21 protein-coding genes are annotated in these 24,298 nt (G+C 75.0%); all 21 read right to left on the bottom strand.

The window, feature by feature from the left end:
• Window positions 1-27 precede the first annotated feature (27 nt).
• The gene (locus QC029_RS26965; RefSeq protein ID WP_279558428.1) at window positions 28-981 is read right to left on the bottom strand and encodes an ATP-binding cassette domain-containing protein; all 954 of its coding nucleotides are present in this window, start codon (window positions 979-981) and stop codon (window positions 28-30) included.
• A gap of 196 nt (window positions 982-1,177) precedes the next feature.
• The gene (locus QC029_RS26960) at window positions 1,178-1,786 is read right to left on the bottom strand and encodes a YbaK/EbsC family protein (protein ID WP_279558427.1); all 609 of its coding nucleotides are present in this window, start codon (window positions 1,784-1,786) and stop codon (window positions 1,178-1,180) included.
• A 16-nt stretch (window positions 1,787-1,802) separates the two neighbouring features.
• Window positions 1,803-2,549 carry a 3-oxoacyl-[acyl-carrier-protein] reductase gene (fabG, locus tag QC029_RS26955; protein WP_279558426.1) on the bottom strand — a complete coding sequence of 249 codons (747 nt, stop codon included), beginning with the start codon at window positions 2,547-2,549 and terminating at the stop codon, window positions 1,803-1,805.
• A gap of 26 nt (window positions 2,550-2,575) precedes the next feature.
• Complete coding sequence (locus QC029_RS26950; protein WP_279558425.1) at window positions 2,576-3,061, bottom strand: 3-hydroxyacyl-ACP dehydratase FabZ family protein; 486 nt, start codon at window positions 3,059-3,061, stop codon at window positions 2,576-2,578.
• Complete coding sequence (locus QC029_RS26945) at window positions 3,058-3,456, bottom strand: 3-hydroxyacyl-ACP dehydratase FabZ family protein (RefSeq protein ID WP_279558424.1); 399 nt, start codon at window positions 3,454-3,456, stop codon at window positions 3,058-3,060. The genes QC029_RS26950 and QC029_RS26945 overlap by 4 nt, the downstream gene beginning before the upstream one ends.
• Window positions 3,453-3,716, bottom strand: coding sequence for an acyl carrier protein (locus QC029_RS26940; RefSeq protein ID WP_279558423.1), 264 nt, complete (start codon window positions 3,714-3,716; stop codon window positions 3,453-3,455). The genes QC029_RS26945 and QC029_RS26940 overlap by 4 nt, the downstream gene beginning before the upstream one ends.
• A 34-nt stretch (window positions 3,717-3,750) precedes the next feature.
• The gene (locus tag QC029_RS26935; protein WP_279558422.1) at window positions 3,751-4,866 is read right to left on the bottom strand and encodes a beta-ketoacyl synthase N-terminal-like domain-containing protein; all 1,116 of its coding nucleotides are present in this window, start codon (window positions 4,864-4,866) and stop codon (window positions 3,751-3,753) included.
• Between the two features lie 47 nt (window positions 4,867-4,913).
• Window positions 4,914-5,861, bottom strand: coding sequence for a beta-ketoacyl synthase N-terminal-like domain-containing protein (locus tag QC029_RS26930; protein ID WP_279558421.1), 948 nt, complete (start codon window positions 5,859-5,861; stop codon window positions 4,914-4,916).
• Window positions 5,858-6,997, bottom strand: a complete 1,140-nt coding sequence (locus QC029_RS26925) for a beta-ketoacyl synthase (protein WP_279558420.1) — start codon at window positions 6,995-6,997, stop codon at window positions 5,858-5,860. Before QC029_RS26925 ends, QC029_RS26930 begins: the two co-directional genes overlap by 4 nt.
• Entirely contained in the window at window positions 6,994-8,250 is a 1,257-nt protein-coding gene (locus QC029_RS26920) for a beta-ketoacyl synthase (RefSeq protein ID WP_279558419.1), read from the bottom strand. Before QC029_RS26920 ends, QC029_RS26925 begins: the two co-directional genes overlap by 4 nt.
• Before the next feature lie 138 nt (window positions 8,251-8,388).
• The gene (locus QC029_RS26915; RefSeq protein ID WP_279558418.1) at window positions 8,389-8,646 is read right to left on the bottom strand and encodes an acyl carrier protein; all 258 of its coding nucleotides are present in this window, start codon (window positions 8,644-8,646) and stop codon (window positions 8,389-8,391) included.
• Between the two features lie 95 nt (window positions 8,647-8,741).
• Window positions 8,742-10,460, bottom strand: a complete 1,719-nt coding sequence (locus tag QC029_RS26910) for an NAD(P)/FAD-dependent oxidoreductase (protein WP_279558417.1) — start codon at window positions 10,458-10,460, stop codon at window positions 8,742-8,744.
• A gap of 52 nt (window positions 10,461-10,512) precedes the next feature.
• Window positions 10,513-11,238, bottom strand: a complete 726-nt coding sequence (locus QC029_RS26905; RefSeq protein ID WP_279558416.1) for a DsbA family protein — start codon at window positions 11,236-11,238, stop codon at window positions 10,513-10,515.
• A 29-nt stretch (window positions 11,239-11,267) separates the two neighbouring features.
• A complete protein-coding gene (locus QC029_RS26900; protein WP_279558415.1) occupies window positions 11,268-12,269 on the bottom strand; it encodes a hypothetical protein in 1,002 nt (333 codons plus the stop codon).
• Window positions 12,270-12,286: 17 nt separating this feature from the next.
• Window positions 12,287-13,081: an alpha/beta fold hydrolase gene (locus QC029_RS26895; RefSeq protein WP_279558414.1), complete on the bottom strand. Its 795-nt coding sequence runs from the start codon at window positions 13,079-13,081 to the stop codon at window positions 12,287-12,289.
• A gap of 313 nt (window positions 13,082-13,394) precedes the next feature.
• Window positions 13,395-14,597, bottom strand: coding sequence for an NAD(P)/FAD-dependent oxidoreductase (locus tag QC029_RS26890; RefSeq protein ID WP_279558413.1), 1,203 nt, complete (start codon window positions 14,595-14,597; stop codon window positions 13,395-13,397).
• Entirely contained in the window at window positions 14,594-16,369 is a 1,776-nt protein-coding gene (locus QC029_RS26885; RefSeq protein WP_279558412.1) for an amino acid adenylation domain-containing protein, read from the bottom strand. Before QC029_RS26885 ends, QC029_RS26890 begins: the two co-directional genes overlap by 4 nt.
• 53 nt (window positions 16,370-16,422) lie before the next feature.
• Window positions 16,423-19,509, bottom strand: coding sequence for an amino acid adenylation domain-containing protein (locus QC029_RS26880; RefSeq protein WP_279558411.1), 3,087 nt, complete (start codon window positions 19,507-19,509; stop codon window positions 16,423-16,425).
• 30 nt (window positions 19,510-19,539) lie between these two features.
• Window positions 19,540-20,364, bottom strand: coding sequence for a mycofactocin-coupled SDR family oxidoreductase (locus tag QC029_RS26875; protein ID WP_279558410.1), 825 nt, complete (start codon window positions 20,362-20,364; stop codon window positions 19,540-19,542).
• 48 nt (window positions 20,365-20,412) lie between these two features.
• Window positions 20,413-21,114, bottom strand: a complete 702-nt coding sequence (locus QC029_RS26870) for an alpha/beta fold hydrolase (RefSeq protein WP_279558409.1) — start codon at window positions 21,112-21,114, stop codon at window positions 20,413-20,415.
• Between the two features lie 44 nt (window positions 21,115-21,158).
• A partial coding sequence (locus QC029_RS26865; protein ID WP_279558408.1) for an amino acid adenylation domain-containing protein occupies window positions 21,159-24,298 on the bottom strand: 3,140 nt, incomplete at its 5' end.

Genomic DNA, 24,298 nt, shown 5'->3' with positions numbered 1-24,298 from the left:
CTTCGTCGGTGGGGAGGGTGGGCAGGCTCACGCGGGCACCGGCCTTCCGGTGGGCTCGTGGGTCAGCCGCAGGTAGACGTCGTCCAGGGTCGGCTCGGAGAAGCCGAGTTCGGCGATCTCGGCGTGCGCCTCGTTCAGCGCGCGCACCACGACGGCGAGGTCGGCGGAGGCGGCGACCGGGGCGCTGAGGGCGGCCGCGGAGTCCTGGGGGGCGGCCCGGATGCCGGCCTCCTCCAGCGCCTTGACCGCGGCGGGCAGCTGGGAGGGCGCCGAGAGCGTCACGGTCACCGTGCGCTGGCCGACGTCGGCCTTGAGGTCGGCGGGCGTGCCGCCGGCGATCACCCGGCCCTTGGACAGCAGGGTGATGCGGTCGCACAGCCGGTCGGCCTCCTCCAGGTACTGCGTGGTCAGCAGCACCGCGACGCCGTCCTGGGCCAGCCGCCTGACGATCTCCCACACGCCGATCCGGGAGGTCGGGTCCAGTCCGGTGGTCGGCTCGTCCAGGAAGATGACCTGCGGCGAGCCGACCAGGCTCGCCGCGATGTCCAGCCGCCTGCGCATGCCGCCCGAGTACTGGGTGACCGGCCGCCCGGCCGCCTGGGTCAGCTCGAACAGCTCCAGCAGCTCGTCCGCGCGGCGGGCGGCCTGGCGGCTGTTCGCGCCGAGCAGCCGCGCGATCAGGGTCAGGTTCTCCCGCCCGGCGAGCTGCTCGTCCACCGAGGCGAACTGCCCGGTCAGCCCGATGCGGCGGCGCACCTCCTGCGGCTTGTCGGCCACGTCGAAGCCGCAGATCCGGGCGGAGCCGCCGGTGGGCCGCAGCAGCGTCGACAGGATGTGGACCAAGGTGGTCTTGCCGGCGCCGTTGTGGCCGAGCAGGCCGTGGATCGACCCCGCGGGGACCGAGACGTTCACGCCGTCCAGCGCGGTGACCTCGCCGAACGACTTCGTTACGTTGACTGCCTCAATGAGAGCGTTGGCCACGTGCTGGGCCTCCGTTGTCTTCTCCGGCGGCCCGGTGGCAGGCCACGGTTCGGATATCTGGTCGGAAATCGCCGCCACCGCTGCGTGGTGATGGTAGGGCGGCGCCGGCGCGGCGCCGGAGGCTCCTGCAGGATGCTGAAAACCCCCAGAATTCCGGCACCGCGGCGGGGGCGGGCGCCGGCGGCGCACCGCGCCGTCAGGCGCCGGCCGGCTCGGCGATGCGGGCCGTGCGCGGACGCGCCATCCGCAGGTAGTCCTCGGTGGCCAGGGCCATCGACAGGTCGAGCCGGGCGGCGTTGAAGTACAGGACGTCGCTGCGCAGCAGGTCCTCCTCGACGATCAGTTCGAGGTCGGGGTGGAAGGAGAAGGGGATGATCGAGCCGCTGACCGAGCCGGCGAGCCGCTCGGCGGTCTCGCGGTCGGCGAAGCCGGCCCTGCGCCCGGCGGCGCACCGGGCGACCCGGTCCAGGTCCAGGCGCCGGTCGCCGGGGATGACGGCCAGCACGTGGCGGCGGGTGCGCTTGTCCGGCCGCACCACCACCACCAGGCACTTGGCGCTCTGCGCCAGGGGGTGCCCGCGCAGGGCGCTGACCACCTCGGTGCGGCCCTCGGGGGGGTGCGCCAGCAGCCGGTAGGCGGCGCCGTGGCGGTCGGCCAGCGCCCTGAGCCGCCGGTAGGCGCTCTGGTCGTGGGGCGGGACGGAGCCCGGTCCGCCGGCCCCCGCCGCCGGGACGGGAGCGGGGGCCGGGACGGGAGCGGGAGCGGGGGTGAGGGTGGGGGTGGGCGGGGGCCCGGTCGTCGTCATCGCGTCTCCGGGCCGGTCAGACGGTCAGGCCGCCGTCGATCTGGAAGACCGAGCCGGTGATGTAGGAGGCGCGCTCGCCGGCCAGATAGGCCACCAGGTCGGCCACCTCCTCGGCCCGCCCGAAGCGGCGCAGCGGGATCTTCCTCGCCGCGTCCTTCTTGACCTTCTCGGCCAGTTCGGCGGTCATGTCGGTCTCGATGTAGCCCGGGGCCACCACGTTGGCCCGGATGTTGTACCGGCCGACCTCCTTGGCCAGGGCGCGGGAGAAGCCGATGATGCCCGCCTTGGAGGCGGAGTAGTTGGTCTGGGTGGCGTTTCCGTAGACGCCGGCGATGGAGGAGATGGTGATGATCGTGCCGGACTTGCGTTTCATCATCTCGAATATCACCGCGCGGCAGACGTGGTAGACGCCGTCGAGGTTGGTGTCCACCACGCCGTGCCAGTCCTCGTCGGACATCAGGACCAGCGGGTTGTCCCGGGTGACGCCCGCCGAGCTGACCGCCACCTCGATCGGGCCCAGCTCGGCCTCGGTGCGGGCCACCCACTCCCGCACCGAGGCGGCGTCGGTCACATCCGCCCGCACCGCCCGCGCCCGGCGGCCCAGTTCGCCCGCCTCCTTCTCCAGCTCCAGCGCGGCCTGCTCGTTGGAGTGGTAGCAGAAGCTGACGTCGTACCCCTCGGCCGCCAGCCGCAGCACCACGGCCCGGCCGATCCCGCGCGATCCCCCGCTCACCAGGGCGACCGGCGCTGTGTTGTCCGTCATGACACTCTCCTTACTGCCTGTACTGGTCAGCCGGTCGCCGGGCCGGCGTGCGGGGGGCCGAGCCGCTCGCCCGGGCGGAAGGCCACGGTGATCCGGCCCACGGTCAGCACCGGCTCGCCGTCCACCCGGCCCTCCCCCTGGAAGATCATCGTGTCGTGCACGGCGCGCTCCAGCCGGGCGTGCTGTTCGACGGTGTCCCCGGGGAAGACCCGCCGGTGGAACTCGACGCCGCTCACGGAGCCGAACAGCATCACCTGCCCCCCGGCCCCGCCGCCGGCCAGCCGGGTGGCCAGGAGGCCCGCCGTCTGCGTCCAGGACTCGATCAGCAGGACGTCGGGGTAGGCGAGGTCCTCCGGGGCCGCCTGCGGGCCGAGCCGGGCGTACCAGGGCTCGTTGAGCGTGACGGCCTTGACCGCCCGGATCTCCTCGGCCCCCGTCTCCAGCACGCGGTCGACCAGCAGCATCGGGTAGCGGTGCGGCAGCGCGGCGCGGACGCCCGCGGAAGTGATCACGCCGTCGTCTCCCGCCGGTAGCGCAGGCGGACCGAGGCGGCCGGGCCGCGCTCGGTGGCCACCTGGGCGCTGCAGCGCCACTCCTGGCCGCGCGGCGACCAGCTCAGCTCGATGGTCAGGGTGTCGCCGGGGTGGACCGCGGCCAGGAACCGGCCGGACTCCACGGCGGCCAGCCGCAGCTCGCCGGTCCCGGGCGGCCCGGCGGCCTGCGCGGCGCGGCGCACGCACTCCAGCACGCAGACGCCGGGGAAGATCGGGAAGTGCGGGTAGTGCCCGGCGAAGACGGGCTCGCTCTCCTCGATCGCCACCGAGAACCGGGCCGGCCGGCCCTCCGCGCCCGCACCGCCGGCCGGGTCGCCCACCGGCCGCGGCTCGGCCAGGACCGGGCTGGTCACGGGCGCTCCCGCAGCTTCTGGCGCACCAGCTCGTAGGCGCTGTCCAGGGTCCGCACCGAGCGCATCTCCGCCTCGGCGAACCTCACCCCGTACCGGCGCTCCAGCACCACGACGACCTCCAGGGCCATCAGCGAGTCGACCTCCAGGGCCTCCACGAAGTCGGCGTCGTCGCGGATCTCGGCCGCGTCGGCGTCCAGGGTCTGGGCCAGCAGGTCCCGCAGCTCTTCCCGGTCGAGCCCGGTGACCGCGTCGATTGACATGTTCTTCTCTTTCCGTAGGAGCGGTGAGCGCCCGTCAGTTCACCGGCAGGCGCAGCGCGGCGCAGGCGACGACGCCGTTGTCGTCCACCGAGGAGACCAGGGCGACGCCGCCCGCGGGGGCCGCCGACCGCTCGGCGGCGCTGAGCAGGGAGGCGATCTGGAAGGCCGCGGAGGCGGCCGCGGTGTCCCCGATGGCGGCCAGGGCGGGCGCGCGCTCCAGCGCCTGCGCGCCGAAGCGCGCGGTGAGCACCTCGCGCTCCTGCTCGCCCAGGGGCCCGGCCGGGCCGGAGGCGGAGACCGCCCACACCTGCCCGCGGTCCACCCCGCCGCGCCGCAGCACCTCCTCGGCGCACGCGGCGAGCGCCTCGCGCAGGTCCTCGCCGAAGTAGACGCGCGACTGCACGGCGAGCACCTCGGCCAGGACGCGGTCGTCCGGCCCGGCCGGGTCGGCGCGCTCCAGCATGAACATGGCGCACCCCTCGCCCAGGAGGGCGCCGGCGCGGTCCGCGCCGCGCCGGTGGTGGTCCAGCCACGCCCGGGCGTCGGAGAACTCCTCGGCGGCGCCGCACAGCACGGCCGCGGCGCGGCCGGAGCCGAGCAGCCCGCCGGCGTAGCTGAGCGCGGACAGCCCGGCCACGCGGCCGCCGGCGATCGTGGTGTTCGGTCCCTTGAGGCTGTGCCAGATGGCGCACTGGCCGGCGGCGCAGTTCATCACCGCGTTCGGCATCAGCGAGGGGTCCACGTAGAACGGGCGCTCGCCCACCAGCGAGGCGCGGGTGAAGTCCATCATGCTCTGCGCGCTGCCGGTGGTGGTGCCCAGCACCAGGGCGGTCTCCTCGTCGCGGGCGGTGCGCCGCTGCCCGCAGTCGCGCAGCAGGTCGCGGACCGCGGTGACGGCCAGCCCGGTCACCCGGTCCATCGACCGGGTGCCCTTCTTGCCGAGGACCTCGCGCAGCGCGAAGCCGGGCACCACGCAGGCGTGGTCCTCCGGGCCCGCCCACTGCTCCGGGTCCAGGGGGGCGCGGGTGTCCTTCCCGGCCAGCACGCCGGCCACGAACTCGTCCTTGCCGGTGCCGAACGGCGACACCGCGGACCACGCGGTGATCACCGGCCGGGTCGCGGTCGCCGGCGCGCTCGCCGTAAGGGTCATGGTCACATTCCGTTCTGCTCGGTGTCCTCGAAGTGCGGTGGTCGCCCTCAGCGCGGGACCGGCGCGGCGGCCGGCGCGGGCCGGCGCAGCACCAGCGTGGCCACGCCGTCGTCGCCGTCGGTGCCCGCCACCAGCCACATCGGGCCGTCGGCGCCCGCGTCGAGGGCGCCGACGGCCGCCGCGCACTGCACGACGCCCAGCGCCCCGGACAGCTCGCCCCACGTCGCGGCGAGGTCGTGGCCGGGCTGCCCGGCCGGCAGGGCCGGGGCGGCGCCGGCGGGGGCGAACCAGGCGGCCGGCGTCTCGGGCTCGACCTCGGCGAGCTCGGCGATGGTGCCGCGCACGTCCGGGCCCCGGGTGTGCGCGCCGACCACGGCCCGCACGGTGGCGCCGCGGGCCTCGGCGGCCTCGGCGCGCTCCAGCACCAGCGCCGCGCCGCCGTCGGCGACCGGGCCGCCCACCAGGCGGCGCACGATCTCGTTGTCCGGCTCCACCCCGACCACGACCGCGTGGTCGGCGCGGCCGGCGCGCAGCAGGGTGGTGGCCCAGCGCACCGCGTCGAGCCCGGAGGTGGGGCCGTTGCACAGCGTCAGGTTCGGGCCCTTGAGCCCGAACCGGATGGCGATCTCGGAGGCGATGATGTTGCTGGAGGCGTTGGGGGTGTCCATCGGGCTGACGCCGTAGGTGCCCTCCTCGGCGATCGTGCGGGTCACGCGGCAGACGGTGTCCACGTTGCCCAGGTTGGAGCTGACCAGCACCGCCGTGCGGGCGCCGTCGAGGACCGGTGTGCCCTCGCGCAGCAGCCCGGCGTCGGCCAGCACGCGCTGTGCGGCGCACAGCCCGAGCTGGGTGGCGCGGTCCTTGTAGCGCAGGCCCTTCTTGCCCAGCACGGCGGCCGGCTCGACGGTGCCCTCCGGGCGGCGGGCCGCCGCCAGGGCGGCCGCGTGGTCGGCTCCCGGCAGGGCGACGCCGACGCCGGTCACGGTAATCATCATGCTCCCTCGACAATCGCCACGGCGTTGATCCCGCCGAACCCGAACCCGTGCACCTGGGCCAGGGAGACCTCGTGCTTGGCCTCCCGGTCGCGCACCAGGCGCAGCCCGGCGGCCTCCTCGATCGGCTCGGCGAGGTTGACCAGCGGCGGCACCTTGCCGGTGGCCATCGCCTGCAGGGTGACCACCAGGCTCAGCAGGCCGGCCGAGCCGCTGGTGTGGCCGGTCATCGGCTTGATGCCGGTCACCACCGGGCCGCCCGCCGCGTCGCCGAAGACCTCGCCGTAGGCGGTGATCTCGACCAGGTCGTTGAGCGGCGTCCCGGTGCCGTGCAGCAGCACCAGGTCGATGTCGCCCGGCCGGGTGCCCGCGTGCCGGTGGGCCTGCCGCATCGCCTCGGCGACCTGTTCGCGGTCCGGCGCGGTGGGGTGCTTGGCGTCGCAGGTCATCCCGACCCCGCGCAGCCTGCCCCACAGCCGGCCGCCCGGCCACGGCAGGTCCTCCCGGCGCAGCACCACGGCGGCGGCCCCGTCGCCGAGGATGGTGCCCTTGCGGTTGACGTCCAGGGTGCGCAGCGCGGCCGGCGGGTCCGGCTGGACCCGGTCGGCCAGGCCGTGCATGCTCTCGGTGATCGCGTCGACGCCCGCGACGATGACGGTGTCCGCCTCGCCCAGCGCCAGCAGGTCCGCGCCGAGCGCGAGGGTGTACAGGGACGCGGAGCAGGCGTTGGAGACGGTGAGGGTGTCGGCCGTGCCGAACCGCTCCCGCAGCGCGGTGCCGAAGTGCAGCCGGTCGGCGCCGAACGGCGTGCCGTCGCGCCACCACAGCTCGGCCGAGCGCAACTCGCGCAGGCCGGTGCCCACCAGCACCGGGATGCCCGACAGGTTGTCGCCGAGTCCGGCGTCCGCGGCGGCCTGGCCGACGGCGTCCAGCAGGAACCCGGTGGCCCGCAGCGCGCGGTCGGCGCCCGGCTCGGGCCGGTCGTCGATCTCGAACAGCTGCCTGCCGTTGTACAGCGCGTGGTCGAAGCCGCGCATCGCGCCCAGACCGCTGCGGCCCGCGCAGAGGGCGGCGAAGACCTCCTCGGCGTCCCGGCCGATGCTGGCCACGGCGCCGACGCCGGTGATGGGCACTCTCACAGCTCACCCGCCAGGTACTTGCCCAGGATCACGATCGCGTTGTTGCCGCCGAAGGCCAGGCCGTTGTTCTGCACCACCCGCAGGTCCGCCTCGACCGACCGGTTGGGCACGCAGTCGATCTCGCACTCGGGGTCGGTCCGGCGGTGGTTGATGGTCGGCGGGATGAAGCCGTGGTGGATGGAGAGGGCGCACGCGATCGCGGCCAGCGCGCTCGCGGCCCCCATGGTGTGGCCGAGCATCGACTTGAGCGAGACGGTGCGCGGCGGGGCGTCGCCGAACACGTCGTGGATCGCCCGCGACTCGGTCACGTCGTTGGCCTTGGTCCCGGTGCCGTGGGCGGAGATCAGGTCGACCTCCTCCGCCTTGACGCCGGCGTTCTCCAGCGCGATCTCCATGCACCGCGCGACGCTGGCCTGGTTCGGCGCGACCTGGTGGTAGGCGTCGCAGTTCATGCCGTAGCCGAGCACCTCGGCGTAGATGCGGGCGCCGCGCGCCCGCGCCGAGGCGAGGCTCTCCAGCATCAGCACGCCCGCGCCCTCGCCGGTCAGGATGCCCTTGCGGTCGACGTCGAAGGGGCGGCACACGTCCGGGGCGATGGTGCCCAGCCGGTAGAAGCCGGTGAAGGTCTTGCGGCACATCGCGTCCGCGCCGCCGCACAGCGCGTAGTCGACCTCGCCGGAGCGGATCGCGTCGAAGCCCTGGCCGATGGCGTAGTTGCCGGCCGAGCAGGCGGTGGCGATCGTCACCGCCTCGACGTTGGACAGGCCCAGCTCCTGGGCGGCGGCGATGGACAGCCGGTTGGGGAAGACGCGGCGGGCCACGGTCGGGTCCATGGCGGCGGGCCCGGAGTCGACCTCGGTCCCGACCAGGTGGTCGAGGTCGTAGGACTCCCCGTCGGTGGTGCCGATGGAGATCATCCCGCGCCGGGCGCGCAGGGCCTGTAGGTCGACGCCGGCGGCCTCGACGGCCATCCGGGCCGCCGCGACGGAGAACTGCGTGGCGCGGCCCAGGGTCTCCACGGGCAGGTTGCGGATCCAGCGCTCCGGCTCGGCCCCGGTGATCTCGCACCCGTTGGCGTGCGCGAACCCCTCGGTGTCGAACAGCGTGATCGGCTTCGCGCCGCTGCGGCCCGCCCGCAGCCCCTCGGCGAACTCATCGGCCCCCACACCGATGCTGGAGAACACGCCGAACCCGGTCAGCACGACCCGGGACGCCGCGTCGTCACGCGTGGCGTCAGAAACGTTCACAGACATCAATCTCCCTCGGTACGGCCTGGTCGCCTTCGATGAGGCCGGGAACGGGACACCGACAGGCGGTGCCGGGAGCGGCCACCGGGCCCCGGGGGGCGGCGGCGTGCCGCCGCCCCCCGGGTCTCCCGGTTCCAACCGCCCCTACTGGGCGTTGATGGCCTCCTCGACCACGGCGTAGACGCCGTCGAGGTTGACCATCCGCTCCAGCTCGGACTGGTCGATGGTCACCTTGAACTCCTTCTCCAGGCCCGCGAGGATCTCGATGGCCCGCAGCGAGTCCGCTCCGTGGTCCTCCTTGAAGAGGCTGCTGCCGCTCACCTCGTCCTCCTCCAGCTCCAGGACGTCGCAGACGATCTCCTTGATGCGTGCCTGGCGGTCGGCGTCGATGCTCGTGGTCATCTCGATCTCTCTCTGTGCGTTTTTGACGGTTCGGTATGGGTTGGTCGGTTGTGTGCGGCGCGGTCCGCGGCCGTGGCCGGGCGGGCCGCGCCTCCTCACCCGGGCAGGCCGGCGAAGTTCCCGCGCCGCGGCCGGGGCGGCCGGGGGGAGCGCCGGATGCTGCCCCGGCAGACCTCCCTGGGGTCCCAGCCCTCCGGCCGGTCGGGCAGCAGGTCCGGGTCGCCGTACACCGCCCCGCCGCGGGCGGCGGCGAGCAGGGGACGGCCGAGGATGTCGGCGGCGCAGGAGATCCCGCCGAGCATGACGCCCGCGATGCCGTTGCCCGCCTGGGTGCTGGCGCCGACGACGTGCAGCCCGGTGATGCTGGTGGCCGTGCCGGGCCGGGCGGTTCCGCCCCACTCGGCCATGCCGAAGGGAGTGCCGCCGGTGGAGAGGGTGTACCGCTCGTGGGTCAGCGGCGTCGCCGCCTCCAGGTGCGTGATGTGCCCGCGCAGCGGTCCGATGGCCTTCTCGGCCGCCCGCAGCGTGGCCTCGACCAGGTCCTTCTTGCGCTGCAGGTAGACCGGGTCGCGGCGGTAGGCGGCGCCGCCGGCCGGTCCGCCGCTGACGCCCCACCAGGCGTGGTCGGGCGGGCACAGCGTCATCACCTGGAGGTTGGCGTGGCCCGGCGGGCACAGGGCCCGGTTGCCCGGGTCCTTGAGCGAGGCGAAGGAGCAGAACAGGAACGGCACCTCGCCGCCCTCGCCCGCCCGCGCCTGCTCGAAGCAGCCGTCGATGTCGTCGGTGTCGTACCACCACAGGTTGGCGTTGGGCCGCTCCCGCAGGTCGGTGTCGAGGCCGAGGTAGAGCACCAGCCACGGCATGCCCATCCGCGCGTTCGCGGTGCGGGTCGCCACCGACGTGGGGAAGTGCTCGGCGCCGACCAGGTCGAGCACCGTGCGCGGGTAGTCGGCGTTGGACACCACCAGGTCCGCCGTGATCACCTCGCCGCCGTCCAGGCCGACGCCGGTGACCTTGCGGTCCTCCACCAGGATGCGGCGCACCCTGCTGCGGGTGCGGACCTGCCCGCCGTGCGCCTCGATGACCTCCACCAGGCCGGCCGCGAGGACCTGCCCGCCGCCGGCCGGGTAGTAGGCCCCGCGCAGGTAGTGGTCGGTGACGCTGGTGTGCCGCGCCACCGTGGCCTGGCGCGGGGTCAGCCCGTAGTTGGGGGCCTGCGCCGCCAGGACGGTGCGGGCGCGCGGCGAGAGGCCGCAGTGGGCGAACAGGTCCTCCAGCGTCCGTCTGCCCCACTGCCGGATGGTGGCGGTGTTCGCCGCGATGTCCGGCGCGGACCAGGTGTGGGCCTCGAACAGCGCCGCGCGCTGTTCGGCGCCCAGGGCCGAGCAGATGTCGACGAAGGTGTTCAGCCCGTCGGCCTCCTGCGGCATGGCCGCGGTCAGGCGCCGCCGGTACTCCTGCCATCCGGCGGGCATGTCCACCGCCGCCCCCGGCACCCTGATCAGGTCGAACCCGTCCCGGTCCATCTCCAGGAAGTCGACCCGGCCGCCGAGCCCGACCCCGGCCAGGATGGAGGGGATGACGCCGCCGGGGGCGCAGTCGCCCAGGTAGTGGACGCCGACGTCGAACTCGTAGCTGCGGCGCCGCCGGAAGACGTGGCTGTTGCCGCCCGCGACCGAGAACTGCTCCAGCACCAGGACGCGGCGGCCGGCGGTGGCCAGGTAGGCGGCCGCGGTCAGGCCGCCGAGGCCGGCGCCGACCACGACGGCGTCCCAGTCGGGGCCGGGCGCGGTGCCGTGCGCGTTGCTGTCCACAGTCGTCTCCTCGCTTGCCGCAGTGATCCTCGCCATGGCCGCCGCCGCGGCCTCAGCCGCAGCCGCCGGCGTGGCCCTGGTCGCCGCCGGCCGGCAGCAGGCCGGCGCCGGCCGCCGGGTCCGGGGCGCCGGCGGCCGGGTCCGGCGCGCCGGGCCGTTCGGTGCCGAGGACGGCCCGGACGAAGGGGGCGACCCGGTCCACCCCCCAGTACTTGTCCCGGCCGTTGATGAAGAACGGCACGCCGAACAGGCCGTCGTGGGCGGACTCGGCGAGCAGGGCGGCGCCCCGCTTGCGCAGCTGGGGGTCGTCGGCGGCCGTGGACAGCCGCTCGGGGTCCAGGCCGAGCTCCCGCGCGAGGGCGGCGATCACCTCGGGCTCGGAGATGTTCCTGCCCTCCTGCCAGCGGGCGCGGTAGGCGGCGGCGACGAAGTCCTTGCCGCGGCCCTCGTCCTCGGCGGCGATCCACGCCAGGTGGGCCACCTCCCAGCACGGATCGCGGTCGACGGGCCAGGTGATGTCGGTCAGCCCGCGCTCGGTGGCCAGCCGGCGGGTGTCCTGCAGGATGTAGAAGTTCTTCGCCCGGCTCATGGCGACGATGGGGAGGGTGACGCCCTCGTCGGCCAGCAGCCGTGCGGTCTCCTCGTCCGGCTCCCAGAACGGCAGCCAGTCGATGGAGTCGAGGACCTCGGGGTGGGTGCTCATCAGGTCGCGGTAGGCGAACCAGGAGTACGGGCTGCGCAGGGAGAAGTACCAGCGCGGTCGGCGGCGGGAAGCCATGAGGGGTCCTTTGGGCGTGTCGTGGTGGGTCACTCGCCGCGCAGCGCGCGCAGGACCTCGTCGTCGAAGACGGCCATCTGCCACTCCGACTCCGGGGTCTCCTTGTGGCAGTAGCCGTGGGTGATCGAGCCGGTGGCGGTCTTGACGAGCCTGCCGTCGCGCACCACGTAGAAGTCCAGGCGGGAGGTGTAGAGCATGTCCTTGAAGACGGACTCCACGGTGTAGACGGTGTAGAGGTTCTCCTCCATGACCGTCTCGTCGGTGAACCGCAGCTTGCACTGCGTCACCACGGGGATCCAGCCGCGCTCGTCGAGCATCCGCTTGATGCTGATGCCGCGGGAGGCGACGAAGAGGTGCTTGGCCTCCTCCATCTGGCGCAGGTAGCCCGACATCTGCATGCGCTCGGTGAAGTGGCAGTAGTAGTAGGGGACCTTCCACTTCCAGCCGACGGCGTTGTCGTCGCCGATGATCTCGGCGAGCACCGGGTCGGTGTCGGTGGTCACGCCGCGGTGGAACGCGCCGGCGAAGTCGTCGACCGGGGTGGCGGCCAGCTCGGTGGGCTCCGCGGTGGCGAGCCGGTCGACCACGAAGCGCTCGAGCTCCGCGGGCAGCGGGGCCGGGTCGTCGATGGCGGTGTCGCGGCGCAGCAGCACCCGCAGCTTGGAGGTGACGGCCTTCTTCGGCGCGCCGTCGCGCTGCACGGTCGCGCTCACCGCGAAGACCATCTCGGTGTCGCTCTCCCGGGTCTTGGGGACCACCTCCAGCAGCACGTCGTCGTCGAGGGTGAGGACGGTGTGCAGCCGGGTGTCGACGCCGACCACGTCGAAGTTGACGCCGTGCACCAGGTACAGCTCGGTGGCGCCCAGACCGACGGCCCGGAAGTGGTCGAGCACCGCGGCTTCGAGCAGGTAGTTGTCGCACTTGAAACCGATCGCGGTGTTGATGTTGCCGCCCTCGTAGGACGGGCGCAGCGTCACCGAACTCGGTTCGTTCAGCAGCTTCTTGATCTCGACATCGGTCAGGGTGGCCATCGGTGTGCTCCCGTGCTTCAGTTGACCGCCGCCGGGGGGTGCCCGGCCGACAGGGTGGTGAGGAATCGCCGGACGGCGAGCGAGAACCGCTCCGGACGTTCGGCCATCGGTGTGTGCCCGCAGCCCTCGATCCGGTCGATCGAGGCGTTGCCGAGCCGGGCGGCCAGGCTCTCGCCCTCGGCGGGCGGCGCGATCGGGTCGCGGTCGCCGACGATGACGTGGACGGGCAGGCCGACCAGGCCGACGGGCAGGAAGGGGGTGCGCAGGTAGGCGTGCAGGTAGCGGACCACCCAGTGCGGGCCGAGCTGGGCGCACGCGTGCTCGGCCATCTCGGCCCGCAGCTGCGGGTCCAGGGGCTTGCGGGCCATCAGCCGGATGCCGTCCTGCGCGCCCAGCCGCAGCCGGTCGAGGAAGTCGGGCAGCTCGGCCCAGGAGAAGTCCTCCGGCCGCTGCCGGAAGAACGGCGAGACCAGCACCGCGCCCCGGATGCCGAGCTCCTCGCGCGGGTCCGCGCCGCCTGCCGCGGCGTCGGCGAGCAGGGCCAGCAGCAGGACCGTCGCGTAGGAGTGCGCGACCACCACGTCCACGCCGCCGGGGACCCGCGCGATCGCCTCGGCGATCCAGGCGCTCTCCTCCCGTTCGGGGATGGCGAACGGGCCGCCCGCCCGCCAGGGCAGGCCGGCGGTCCACAGCTCCAGGTCCGCGGGGCGGTGCGCGGCGAACGCCTCCCAGCAGCTCTCGCTGCTGCCGAGGCCGTGCAGCAGCAGGGCGCGGTGGCCCGCTTCGGCGGGAGCGCCTCGCTGTCGGAGCACGAGCGGCTCGACATCGCCTTTCTGGAGCACCGGATATCCCTTTCCGAAGGAATTCGGACAGCAGAGAGTGACGCCGGTCAGAATTCCGTCCGGCAAACCGCCGCCGACGCTAGCAACATCTTCCGCACCGGCAAACGCCTGATCAACGATTCTGCAGTGACATGCAAACCGCCGTGTGGCGCGCGCGGAACGGCAATGCCGCATTGGCCGGGAAACCGGCTCCGCGTGGCACCTGAACGACGAAATGACGCGTTGCGCACTCGATCATCCCGGAAATGCCGGGCGTCGAAAGAGGTCTTTCAGCAAGCTGCGACTACAGATTTTTCCAAGCGGCGACGACGTCGTCCGCGCCGTCCGGCGCGGCCAGCGACCGCCGGGCCGCCAGCAGGGCCTTGGGCCAGTTCACGGTCAGCGCGGCGCCCAGGCGCGCGCCGCGCCGGTAGGCCACGGCGAACCGGCGCGGCGGGCCCGCGCCGCGCACCACGGTGACGGTGTCGCCCGGGTCGGGCCGGCCCAGCAGGGTGATCTTGCCGCCGTACTGGTCGGACCAGACGAAGAACGCCGGCCGGCAGGCCACCGGCGCCGGCCCGACGATGCTGCGCACGACGGCGTCGGCCTGCTCCACGGCGTTGGTCCAGTGCTCGACCCGCAGGTGCCGCCGCAGCAGCGGGTCGCGGCGGCGGGCCACGTCGCCGATCGCGTACACCGTGCGGTCGGCGTCGACCGCGCCGTACTCGTCGCACAGGATGCCGCCGTCCTCCTCCAGCGCGACGCCGGAGCCGGCCAGCCAGTCGGTGTTCGGCCGCACCCCGACGCCCACCACGACGGCGTCCGCGGGCAGCGTGCGCCCGTCGGCGAGCGCCACCGCGGTGACCGCCCGGTCGCCGACGAGCGCGGCGACGGAGACGCCGCACAGCAGCCGCACCCCGTTGTCCTGGTGCAGCAGGGCCAGTTCGGCGGCCACCTCCTCGCCCAGCAGCCCGCACAGCGGCGCGGGCTGCGCCTCCACCACGGTCACCTCGACGCCGCGGGAGCGGGCCGTGGAGGCCACCTCGGCCCCGATGAAGCCACCGCCGACGACGACCAGGGAACCGGAGCCGATCCGGTCCAAGGCGGCCCGCAGCGCGCGGCAGTCGGCGAGGGTGCGCAGCAGGTGTGCGCCCGGGCGCGGCATGCCCGGCAGCGTGCGCGGCGCCGCGCCGCAGGCCAGCACCAGCCGGTCGTACTCCAGCTCCTCGCCGGTCTCCAGCCGCAGCACGCGCCGCGCCGGATCCAGCGCCGCGGCGGCCGCGGTGTGCCGCTGCGCGCGCCACTGCTCGGCGCTGCCCAGCGAGACGCGGTCGGGCGTCCAGTGGCCGGCGAGGACCTGCTTGGACAGCGGGGGCCGGTCGTAGGGCGCGTCCGGGTCGGGGTCGACCAGCGCGATCGCACCGGTGTAGCCGGCCTGCCGCAGCCCCGAGGCGACGCGGCTGCCGCCCACCGAGGCGCCGACGACCACCACGCGGCGGACGCTCACGAGACCGCTCCGTCGGCGAGGGGCACGTCCTTCGGCGCGGTCTCGGCCAGGGCGCGCGGGGTGCGCAGCTCCAGCACGTCGCGCAGGCCGAAGGCCCAGCCGGCCCTGCGGGCCCGGGTGGCCAGGCGGGCGGCGCGCAGGCTGTCGCCGCCCCGGGCGAAGAAGTCGTCGTCGAGGTGGACCGCGGGCAGGCCGAGGATCTCGGCGAACAGGGCGCACATCAGCGCCTCGGCCGCGGTCTCCGGCGCGGCGCCGGTGGGGGCGCCCCGGACCGGCGGCTCGGGAAGCGCGTCCTTGTCGAGCTTCCCGTTGGCGGTCAGCGGGAGTTCGTCGACCACGACGACCGCCGAGGGGACCATGTAGGCGGGCAGCACCCGGCACAGGGCCTCGCGCAGCGCGGCGGGATCGAGGGCGGCGCCCTGCTCGGGCACCGCGTAACCGGCCAGGTACCGGTCGCCGGAGCGGTCCTCGCGCGCGATCACGGCCGCCTGCCGCACCCCGGGCTGGGCGGCGACCACCGAGGTGACCTCGCCCAGCTCGATCCGGTAGCCGCGGATCTTCACCTGGTCGTCGGTGCGGCCCAGGTACTCGAAGATCCCGTCGGGCCGCACCCGGACCGTGTCGCCGGTGCGGTACATCCGCCCGCCGCCGAAGGGGTCGGCCACGAACCGCTCCGCGGTGAGGCCGGGGCGGCCCAGGTAGCCGCGCGCGACCTGGCCGCCGGCGATGTACAGCTCGCCGACGGTGCCCGGCTCCACCGGCCGCAGCCGCTCGTCCAGCACGTACAGGTCGGTGCCCGGCGTGGGGAGCCCGATGGGGGTGGCGCCGGGCGCTATCTCCTCCTGCGGCCCGATGCGGAACGTGCAGCACCCCACGGTCGCCTCGGTCGGGCCGTACTCGTTGACCACCGCCGCGCCGGGGTGCGTGCGCCGCCACCGGTCGACGACGTCGCCGATCAGCATCTCGCCGCCGACCACCAGCTCGCCGGTCGGCGAGAGCGCGCTCGGCAGCGCGGTCAGCAGCGGCAGGTGCGACGGGGTCGCCTTGACGAAGCCCGGCCGCTCCCCGGCCGCCCCGTCGCCGGCCGGCTCCCTGTCCAGGGAGGCGACGCGGACGCAGCCGCCCAGCAGCAGCGGCCCGTACAGCGCGGTGACCGTGAGGTCGAACGCCACCGGGGAGTGCAGCAGCGCGCCGCCGGCCAGGCTCGGGTACGCGGCGCAGGCGAACTCCAGGTAGCGCACCAGGGTGTCGTGCTGCACCGCGACGCCCTTGGGCCGGCCGGTGGAGCCGGAGGTGTAGATGACGTAGGCCAGGTTGCCCGCGGTCAGCGGCGCCACCCGGTCGGCGTCGGTGGGGTCGTGGTCGGGGCCGCCGGCCGCCTCGGCGGCGGCGACGGCGGCGGCGACGGTCAGCGTCTGCGGACCGCGGCCGTCGCCGGGCCCGGCGTCCTGGGCCAGCATCAGCTCCAGCCCGGTGTCCTCGACGATGAACGCGACCCGCTCCGCCGGGCAGTCGCTGTCGATCGGGACGTACGCCGCGCCGGCCTTGAGGATGCCCAGCAGCGCCACCACCAGCTCGGCCGACCGCGCCAGCCGGACCCCGACCAGCCGCTCCGGGCCGAAGCCGCGGGCGATCAGGTGGTGGGCCAGCAGGTTCGCCCGGCGGTTGAGCTCGGCGTAGTCCAGCTCCCGCCCGCCGCAGCGGACGGCGGCGGCGTGCGGGGTGCGCGCCACCTGCTGCCGGAAGAGGTCGGGGAGGGGCGATTGAGCCATCGTGTCTTCCTATTCCTTGGAGAGCGGGACCGCCGCGGGCACGGGCCCGCCGGTCATCCGAGGCGGTCCGCGGCCAGCCGGCGGATCGTCGGGCGCAGGTACAGGTCGCGCATCGCCACCGTGAAGTCGCCGCGCCGGCGCAGCGCGGCTCCCACGCGCATGGCCAGCAGGGAGTTGCCGCCCAGGTCGAAGAAGTTGTCGTCCGGGCCGACCGGGACGCCCAGCACCTCCTGCCAGACCTCCAGCAGCGCCGCCTCGAAGGCGCCGCCGGCCCCCTCCGCGCCGGGGCCCGCGCCGGGGTCCGCGGCCCGGTGGCCGGGGGCGGCGGCGCTCCGCGCGGCGGCCGCCGGGGCGGGCCTGGGCAGCCTGCGGGTGTCGAGCTTGCCGTTGGTGGTCAGCGGCATCCTGTCCAGCGCGGTGATCGTCGTCGGCACCATGTAGGCGGGCAGGAACCGGGCCGCGCGCTGCCGCACGGCCGCGGTGTCCTCCCCGTCCATCACCACGAACGCGTCGAGCTGGGCCGTCGCCGCGTCGTCCGGGTCGGCCCGGTTGAGCACCACGGCCGCCGCGGTCACCTGCGGGTCGTCCAGCAGCACCGAGCGGATCTCGTCCAGCTCGATGCGGAAACCGCGCAGCTTGACCTGGCTGTCCAGCCGGCCCAGGTGCTCCAGCCGCCCGTCGGGCAGCAGCCGGCCCTGGTCCCCGCTGCGGTACATCCGCTCGCCGGTGCGCGGATCGGTCAGGAACCGCTGCCCGGTCAGCTCCGGCTGGTTCAGGTAGTGCGAGGCGACGCCCGCCCCGCCGACGTAGATCTCACCGGCGACGCCCACCGGCAGCGGCCTGCCCCCGGCATCGGCGACCCGCACCCACCAGCCGGGCAGGGCGCGCCCGACCGACCTGGACCCGGCGAGCGCCTCGGCCCGGGTGACGGTCTGCGCGGTCACGTGCACCGTCGTCTCGGTGATGCCGTACATGTTGACCACCCGGCATCCGCTCTCCGGGTGCCGGTCGAACCAGGGCAGCAGCATCCGCGGGTCGAGCCCCTCGCCGCCGAAGACCACCAGCCGCACCGGGGCGGGATCCGCCCCGTCCCGCTCGACCTCCACCAGCTGGGCGAAGGCCGACGGGGTCTGGCTGAGCACCGAGACCTCCTCCCGCAGCAGCAGCCGGTGGAAGTCCTCCGGCGAGCGCGACACCCAGTAGGGCACCACCACCAGGCGGCCGCCGGTGAGCAGGCAGCCCCAGATCTCCCACACCGAGAAGTCGAAGGCGCTGGAGTGGAACAGCGTCCAGGTGTCCTCCCCGCCCAGGCCGAACTCCCCGGTGGTGGCGGCCATCAGGGCGAGCACGTTCGCGTGCGGGACGACCACGCCCTTGGGCCGGCCGGTGGAGCCGGAGGTGTAGATGACGTAGGCCGGGTCGTGCGGGCCGGCCGCCGACGGCGGCGGGCCCTCGCACCGCGCGGGCGCCAGCTGCGCGAGCTCGGCCGTGCCGACCACCCGGACGGCGTCGCCGCCGGGGAAGGCCGCGTGGTCGGTGACGACCGTGGCCAGTGCGGCGTCGGCGGTGGTGTAGGACAGCCGGTCCCGGGGGTGGGCGGGATCCATCGGCACGTAGGTCGCGCCCGCCTTGAGCACGGCCAGCAGCGTGACGACCAGTTCGGCGGACCGCTCCAGGCACACCCCGACCCGGTCGCCGTCGGCCACGCCGAGCCTCCGCAGGGCGTGGGCGAGCCGGTCGGCCCGGCCGTCGAGTTCGCCGTAGCTGATCCGGGTGTCCCCGCAGCAGACCGCGACCGCGTCCGGCCGGCTCGCGGCGACCGCGGCGACCGCGGCGTCGATCCGTCGCGGCACGCAGGACGCCGCCGGGCCGGGGCGGCCGAGCGCGTCCAGGTGGTCCAGCTCGTCCTCGTCCAGCAGCCGCACGTCCGGCACGGGGGTGTCGGGCGCCTCGCGGAGCAGCGCGTGCACCCGGCACACGTGCCGCAGGAACTGGTCGGCGATGTCGGCCGACAGCTTCCGCGGGGAGAAGTCGCAGCGCAGCATCCGGTTGCCCGCGGCGTCGCGGACCACCGAGACGGTCACCGGGAACGGCGGGTGCTGGAAGGGCAGGTACTGGGCCCAGGCCGCGCCGGGCAGGCCCGCGGCCGGGTCGTGGTCGGCGAAGACCAGCCCCGCCGCGGCCGCGCCGGCGAGGTCGCCGCCCGCGGCCTCCACCTCCCGCCGCAGCTCCTCGGTGTGCCACGCCGGCCCGGCCGCGAGCGCCGCGCGCAGGTGCTTGTCGAGGGTGCCCAGCGTGTTCGCGCCGTCCACCGCCACCGGCACCAGGGCGATCCCCTCCACGGGGGCGCCGGTTGCGGTGCCGGTGTCGGCGTCGGTGGCGGTGTCGGTGACCAGGGCCGCCAGGACCGGCCGGCCCGCCCCCTCGTAGCGGGCCAGGACCACCCCGAGGGCGGCCGTCCAGCTCTCGGCGTCGCCCTGCGGGTGCCCGGCGGGCAGCGGCAGCAGGGCGGTCTGGGGCACGTCCGGGTCGTGCGGCCGGCCCAGCCCCCAGTCCAGCCGGGCGCCGAGGTGGCACTCGGCGAGGTCGGCGGCGCACCGGGCGGCGTCGTGGCGCCGCCCGCCGCCCGCGGCCGGGGCGGCGCGGTCCTCCCGGCCCGCGGACGGCGGCGCGCCGCCGAGCAGTTCCGCGACGAACCCGCGCAGCGCCGCGGCGCCGAGCGCCGCCCGGTGCGCCACCACCACGAGGTCGGCGACGCCGTCGGCGTACTGCAGCAGCACGCCGCGCACCGGGGCGTCCCGGGGGGCGGCCACCGGCCGGGCCATCTCCCGCGCCCGCCACCGCTGCGCGGCGGACGCGTCGGAACGGCACGGCACCTGCTCGGTCCACAGCCGCGCGGCGCCCCGGAAGAGGGCCGCCGTCCCGGCGGCGGGGAGCAGCGCGGCGGCCCGGTCGGCGAACCGCCGCGCCAGCGCCTGCGGCCCGCCCGCCGGCAGCCCGCCGGCCAGGCGCACGCCCAGCGCGTGGCAGACCGCGCCGGGCGCCTTCCCATCGCCCTCCCCGGTCCGCTCACCGGAGTGGACGACGGTGCGCCGCGCCGGCGTGAGCGCGGCGACGGCGTCCTGTTCAAAGATCGACACCACTGGTCCCCTTGGCGTGATTGCGGTGGCTCACCGGGCGGTGAAGCCGCCGTCGACGGTCAGCACGGAGCCGGTCACCTGCCGGGACTCGTCCGAGGCCAGCCAGAGGGCGGCCCGGGCCACGTCCTCCGGCTCGATCAGCGAGTTCATCGGCTGGGACTGGACGAAGGTCTCCTCGTGCTCGGCCACCGGCAGGTCCAGCGACCGCGCGATCTCGGCGAGCATCCGGCCCTCGACCTGGCCGTCGTCCCGGATCGAGCCGGGGCACAGGGCGTTGACCCGGACCTTCAGCGGCGCGTAGTCCAGCGCGGTCGCCCGCGTCAGCCCGATCAGGCCGTGCTTGGAGGCCGCGTATCCGGCGAAGTGCCGGTAGCCGACCAGGCCGGCGGTGGAGGCCACGTTGATCACGCTGCCCGACCGCCGGGCGACCATGAGGGGGCCCACCACCGAGGTCATGCGCCAGGCGCCGGACAGGTTGACGTCGAGCATCACCTGCCACTCGTCCTCGGTGATCTCGTGGGCCGGCCTGCCCGAGGGCGCCACGATGCCCGCATTGTTGACCAGCACGTCGACCGTGCCGAACCGGTCGCACACCCGCTCCACCACCGTGCGCAGCGCGGCGAGGTCGCGGATGTCGGCCGCCGCCGTCAGCACGGCGGCACCCTGCTCGCGGCAGAGCCGCGCGGTGTGGTCGAGCTGGCTGGCGGTGCCGAGCGGGTAGGGAACGCCGGGGATGTCCCCGCACACGTCGAGCAGGGCGAGGTCGGCGCCCTCCCGGCTGAACGCCAGCGCGCAGGCGCGGCCGACACCACGCGCGGCTCCCGTCACGATGACGGTCTTTCCTTGCAGACGCACCAGGACTCCTAGGGGTTGGGGACGGTCGGCGGACCCGGCCGCGCCGGCTCAGCCGGGGCAGACCTCCGCGAGCACCCGGATCAGGCCCTCGGGGTTGTCGACCAGGTACATGTGGCCGCCCTCGACCTCCGCGAACCGGAAGTCCCTGCTGGTGGCCTTGCTCCACTCCATGGCCTGCTCGGTGGTCACCAGCGCGTCGGTGGTGCCGCGCACCGAGACGATCGGCACGGGCAGCGGGTCCTGGGAGCGGGGCAGGTAGCTCTCGTGCATCTCGACGTCGGCCCGCAGCGTGGGCAGCAGCAGCTCCCGCATCTCCGGGTCCTCCAGCGCGTCGTGCCGGTAGCCGGCGAACTCCTTGACCCGCGCCAGGAACTCCTCGTCGCCCAGGCCGCTCGCGCCGTTCTCCCGCCGGGTCCACGGGCCGGGGGAGCCGCTGATCACCAGCGCGGCCAGGTCGACGCCGTCGGTCACGGCCAGCCGGTGGGCGATCTCGTAGGACAGCACCGCCCCGAGGCTGTGTCCGAACAGCACCACCGGTCCGGCGCCGGAGACCCGCTCCAGCACCTCGGGCAGCAGCCCCTCGGTGGCCGTCGCCACGTCCCGGTAGGGCTCCTCGGCGAACCGCTGTTCCCGGCCGGGCAGCTGGACGGCCGCCAGCTCGAAGGTGTCCTGGCACAGCGGCACCCAGGGGCGGAAGACCGAGGCGCCCGCGCCGGCGAACGGCACGCAGAGTACGACCGCCTTTGGCATGTTCATTCCCTCTCTGTTGCTGTCGGGTGAGCGCCGCCGGGGCGTCACGCGCGATCTCCACGGGCGGCGCCGGCCAGCTTCTTGGCCAGCACCGCCCCCATCTCGGCGAGCGGCTCCGGCCGCATCAGGTCGTGGTGGGAGGCGGCGACGGTGTGGATCTCCAGCCCGCCGTCGACGTGGTCCACCCAGCGGTCGGGGTCGCCCACCGGATCGACCGTCGCGGCGAACACCACCGCGCCCGCCCGGCAACGGCCCGTGAGCGCCCGCGCGTCGACCCGGAAGCTGTTGGCCATCACCTTCTGCAGACGCCGCATCCCCTGCGCCGACAGACCCGCCAGGTCGTTGCCGGAGGACCGCACCGCGGCCATGACCGTCTCGAAGCCGACCGGCCCCTCCACCTGCGCGGCGTCGACGCCGGCCGCGGCCAGGACCCCCTCGAGGAACTCCCGCTCGGAGAAGCCCGCGTCCGCCTCGGCCCCGGCCTCGGCGCGCGGATAGGCGTCCAGCAGCGCGAGCAGCTCGACCTCCTGCCCGGCGGACTCCAGCAGGACGGCCATGGCGTGCGCGATCCGCCCGCCCAGCGACCAGCCGAGCAGCCGGTAGGGGCCCTCCGGCTGCACCGCCCGGACGCGGGCCACGTAGTCGGCGGCCATCTCCTCGAGCGACTCCGGCAGCGGGCCGTCGTCGTCGAGCCCGGCCGCCTGCAGCCCGTACAGCCCGACCTCCGCGGGCAGGTGCTCGGCGAGGCCGGCGTAGGGCCAGCTGAGCCCGCCGAGCGGGTGCACGCAGAACACCGGCGCGCCGGCGCCGCCGGAGCGCAGCGGCAGCAGCCGGCCCAGCGGCCCCGCCGCGTCGCCCCGCTCCAGGCGGACGGCCAGCGCCGCCACCGTCGGCGCCTCGAAGATCGACACCACCGACATCTGCGCGCCCAGCCGGTCCCGGACCCGGCTGATGAGCCGGGTGGCCAGCAGCGAGTGCCCGCCCAGCTCGAAGAAGTTGTCGTCGACGCCGACCCGGTCGCGGCCGAGCAGCTCGGCGAAGATCTCGCACAGCGCCGTCTCGGTCCCGTCGCGCGGGGCGCGGCTCGGCCGGCGTTCCAGCGGCCGGGGCGCGGGGAGCGCCTTCTTGTCGACCTTCCCGTTGGGGGTGACCGGAACGGCCTCGATCGCCGTGTAGTGCACGGGCACCATGGGGTCGGGCAGCACGGCGGCGAGGTGGTCGCGCAGGGCCGCCAGGTCCACCGGCGCCGCCGGATCGGCGTGGGTGACGTACGCGGCGAGCTGGACCTCGCCCGAGGGCGCGGTGTGCGCGGTCACGATCGCGGCGCCCACCGCGGGGTGCCGGGCGATCGCGTGCTCGATCTCGCCCGGCTCGATGCGCCGGCCGCGGATCTTCACCTGGTCGTCGGCGCGGCCGAGGAACTCGATCACCCCCTCCCGGGTGATCCTGGCCAGGTCGCCGGTGCGGTAGAGCCGCGATCCGGGCGGGCCGTAGGGGTCGGCCACGAACCGCTCGGCGGTCAGGTCCGGCCGGCCCAGGTAGCCGTGCGCGAGCTGCACGCCGCCCAGGTACAGCTCGCCGCCGCTGCCGACGGGGGCCGGCGCGAGGTGGGCGTCCAGCACGTAGGCGCGGGTGTTCCAGATCGGCCGGCCGATGGGCACCACCGCGGACCCGGACCCGGCGGCGCAGTCCCAGGCGGTCACGTCCACCGACGCCTCGGTCGGCCCGTAGAGGTTGTGCAGCTCGGCCCCGAGCAGCGCCCGGAACCGGTCGCGCAGCGCGGCGGGCAGCGCCTCGCCGCTCACCAGGACGCGGCGCAGCCCGGTGCACCGGGCGGCCTCGGGCTCGGCGAGGAAGACCTCCAGCATGGACGGCACGAAGTGCGCCGTGGTGACGCCCGCCTCCTGGATCAGCCGGGCCAGATAGCCCGGGTCCCGGTGCCCGCCCGGCCGGGCGGCCACCTGGACCGCGCCGGCCACCAGCGGCCAGAAGAACTCCCAGACCGACACGTCGAACCCGGACGGGGTCTTCTGCAGCACCCGGTCCTGCGGGCCGAGCCGGTAGGCGTCCTGCATCCACAGCAGCCGGTTGACGATGCCCCGGTGGGGGACGACCACGCCCTTGGGCCGGCCGGTGGAGCCGGAGGTGTAGATGAGGTAGGCGGGGGAGTCGGGCAGCGGGCCCGGCAGCGCGCCGGCGCCGGCGGGCAGGGCGGCCGCCTCCTCCTCGGTGCCGGGCTCGTCGAGCACGATCAGGTGCTCGACGGCGTCCTCGGCGCCCTCGGGCAGCCCCCCGCGCGCGGCGCGGGTGGTGACCACGACCGCCGGGGCGGCGTCGGCCAGCAGGTAGGCGATCCGCTCGGCCGGATAGTCGGTCTCCACCGGCAGGTACGCCGCCCCGGCCTTGACCGCGGCGAGCAGGGCGACGGTCAGGGCGGCCGAGCGGGGCACGGCGACCGCGACGACGTCGCCGCGGCGCACTCCGCGGGCGGCGAGCAGCGCGGCCAGGGCGGTGGAGCGCTCGTCGAGTTCGGCGTAGGTCAGGTGGGCGTCCTCGGCCACGACCGCGGGCCGGTCCGGGGTCCGCGCCGCCTGCGCGGCGAACAGCCCGGCGATGGTCTCCGGCTCGAAACCGGACGCCGTCGCCGGCGGCAGCTCCAGCGCCCGGCCGGTGGCGTTCCAGCCGGTCAGCACCTGCTCGCGCTCGGCGGAGCCGAGGATGTCGATCCGGCTCAGCGGCACCGCCGGATCGGCGACCCCGGCGGTGAGCAGCCGCACCAGCCGCTCCCCGAAGCGCGCCACCGTCTCCTCGTCGAACAGGTCGGCGCTGTACTCGATGGACAGGTCGATGCCCGCCGGTACGCCGTCCAGGTCGGTGCGTTCGATGAAGTTGAAGCCGAGGTCGAATTTGGCGGCGCCGGTTTCGCCGTCGAGGGGGTGGGCGGTCAGGCCGGGCAGGTCCAGGGCGGCGCGGGCGTTGTTCTGCAGGACGATCATGACCTGGAACAGGGGGTGGCGGGCCAGGGAGCGGGCGGGTTGGAGGGCGTGGACGAGTTGCTCGAAGGGCAGGTCCTGGTGGGCGTAGGCGGCCAGGTCGGTGGTGCGGGCGCGTTCGACCAGGTCGCGCAGGCCGGGGTCGCCGGAGGTGTCGGTGCGCAGTACCAGGGTGTTGACGAAGAAGCCGA

It is taken from the genome of Streptomyces sp. DH37 (assembly GCF_029813835.1).
Classification (GTDB): Bacteria; Actinomycetota; Actinomycetes; order Streptomycetales; family Streptomycetaceae; genus Streptomyces.
Note: the sequence above shows the minus strand (reverse complement) of the source record. Positions and strands in the feature narration are given on the sequence as shown.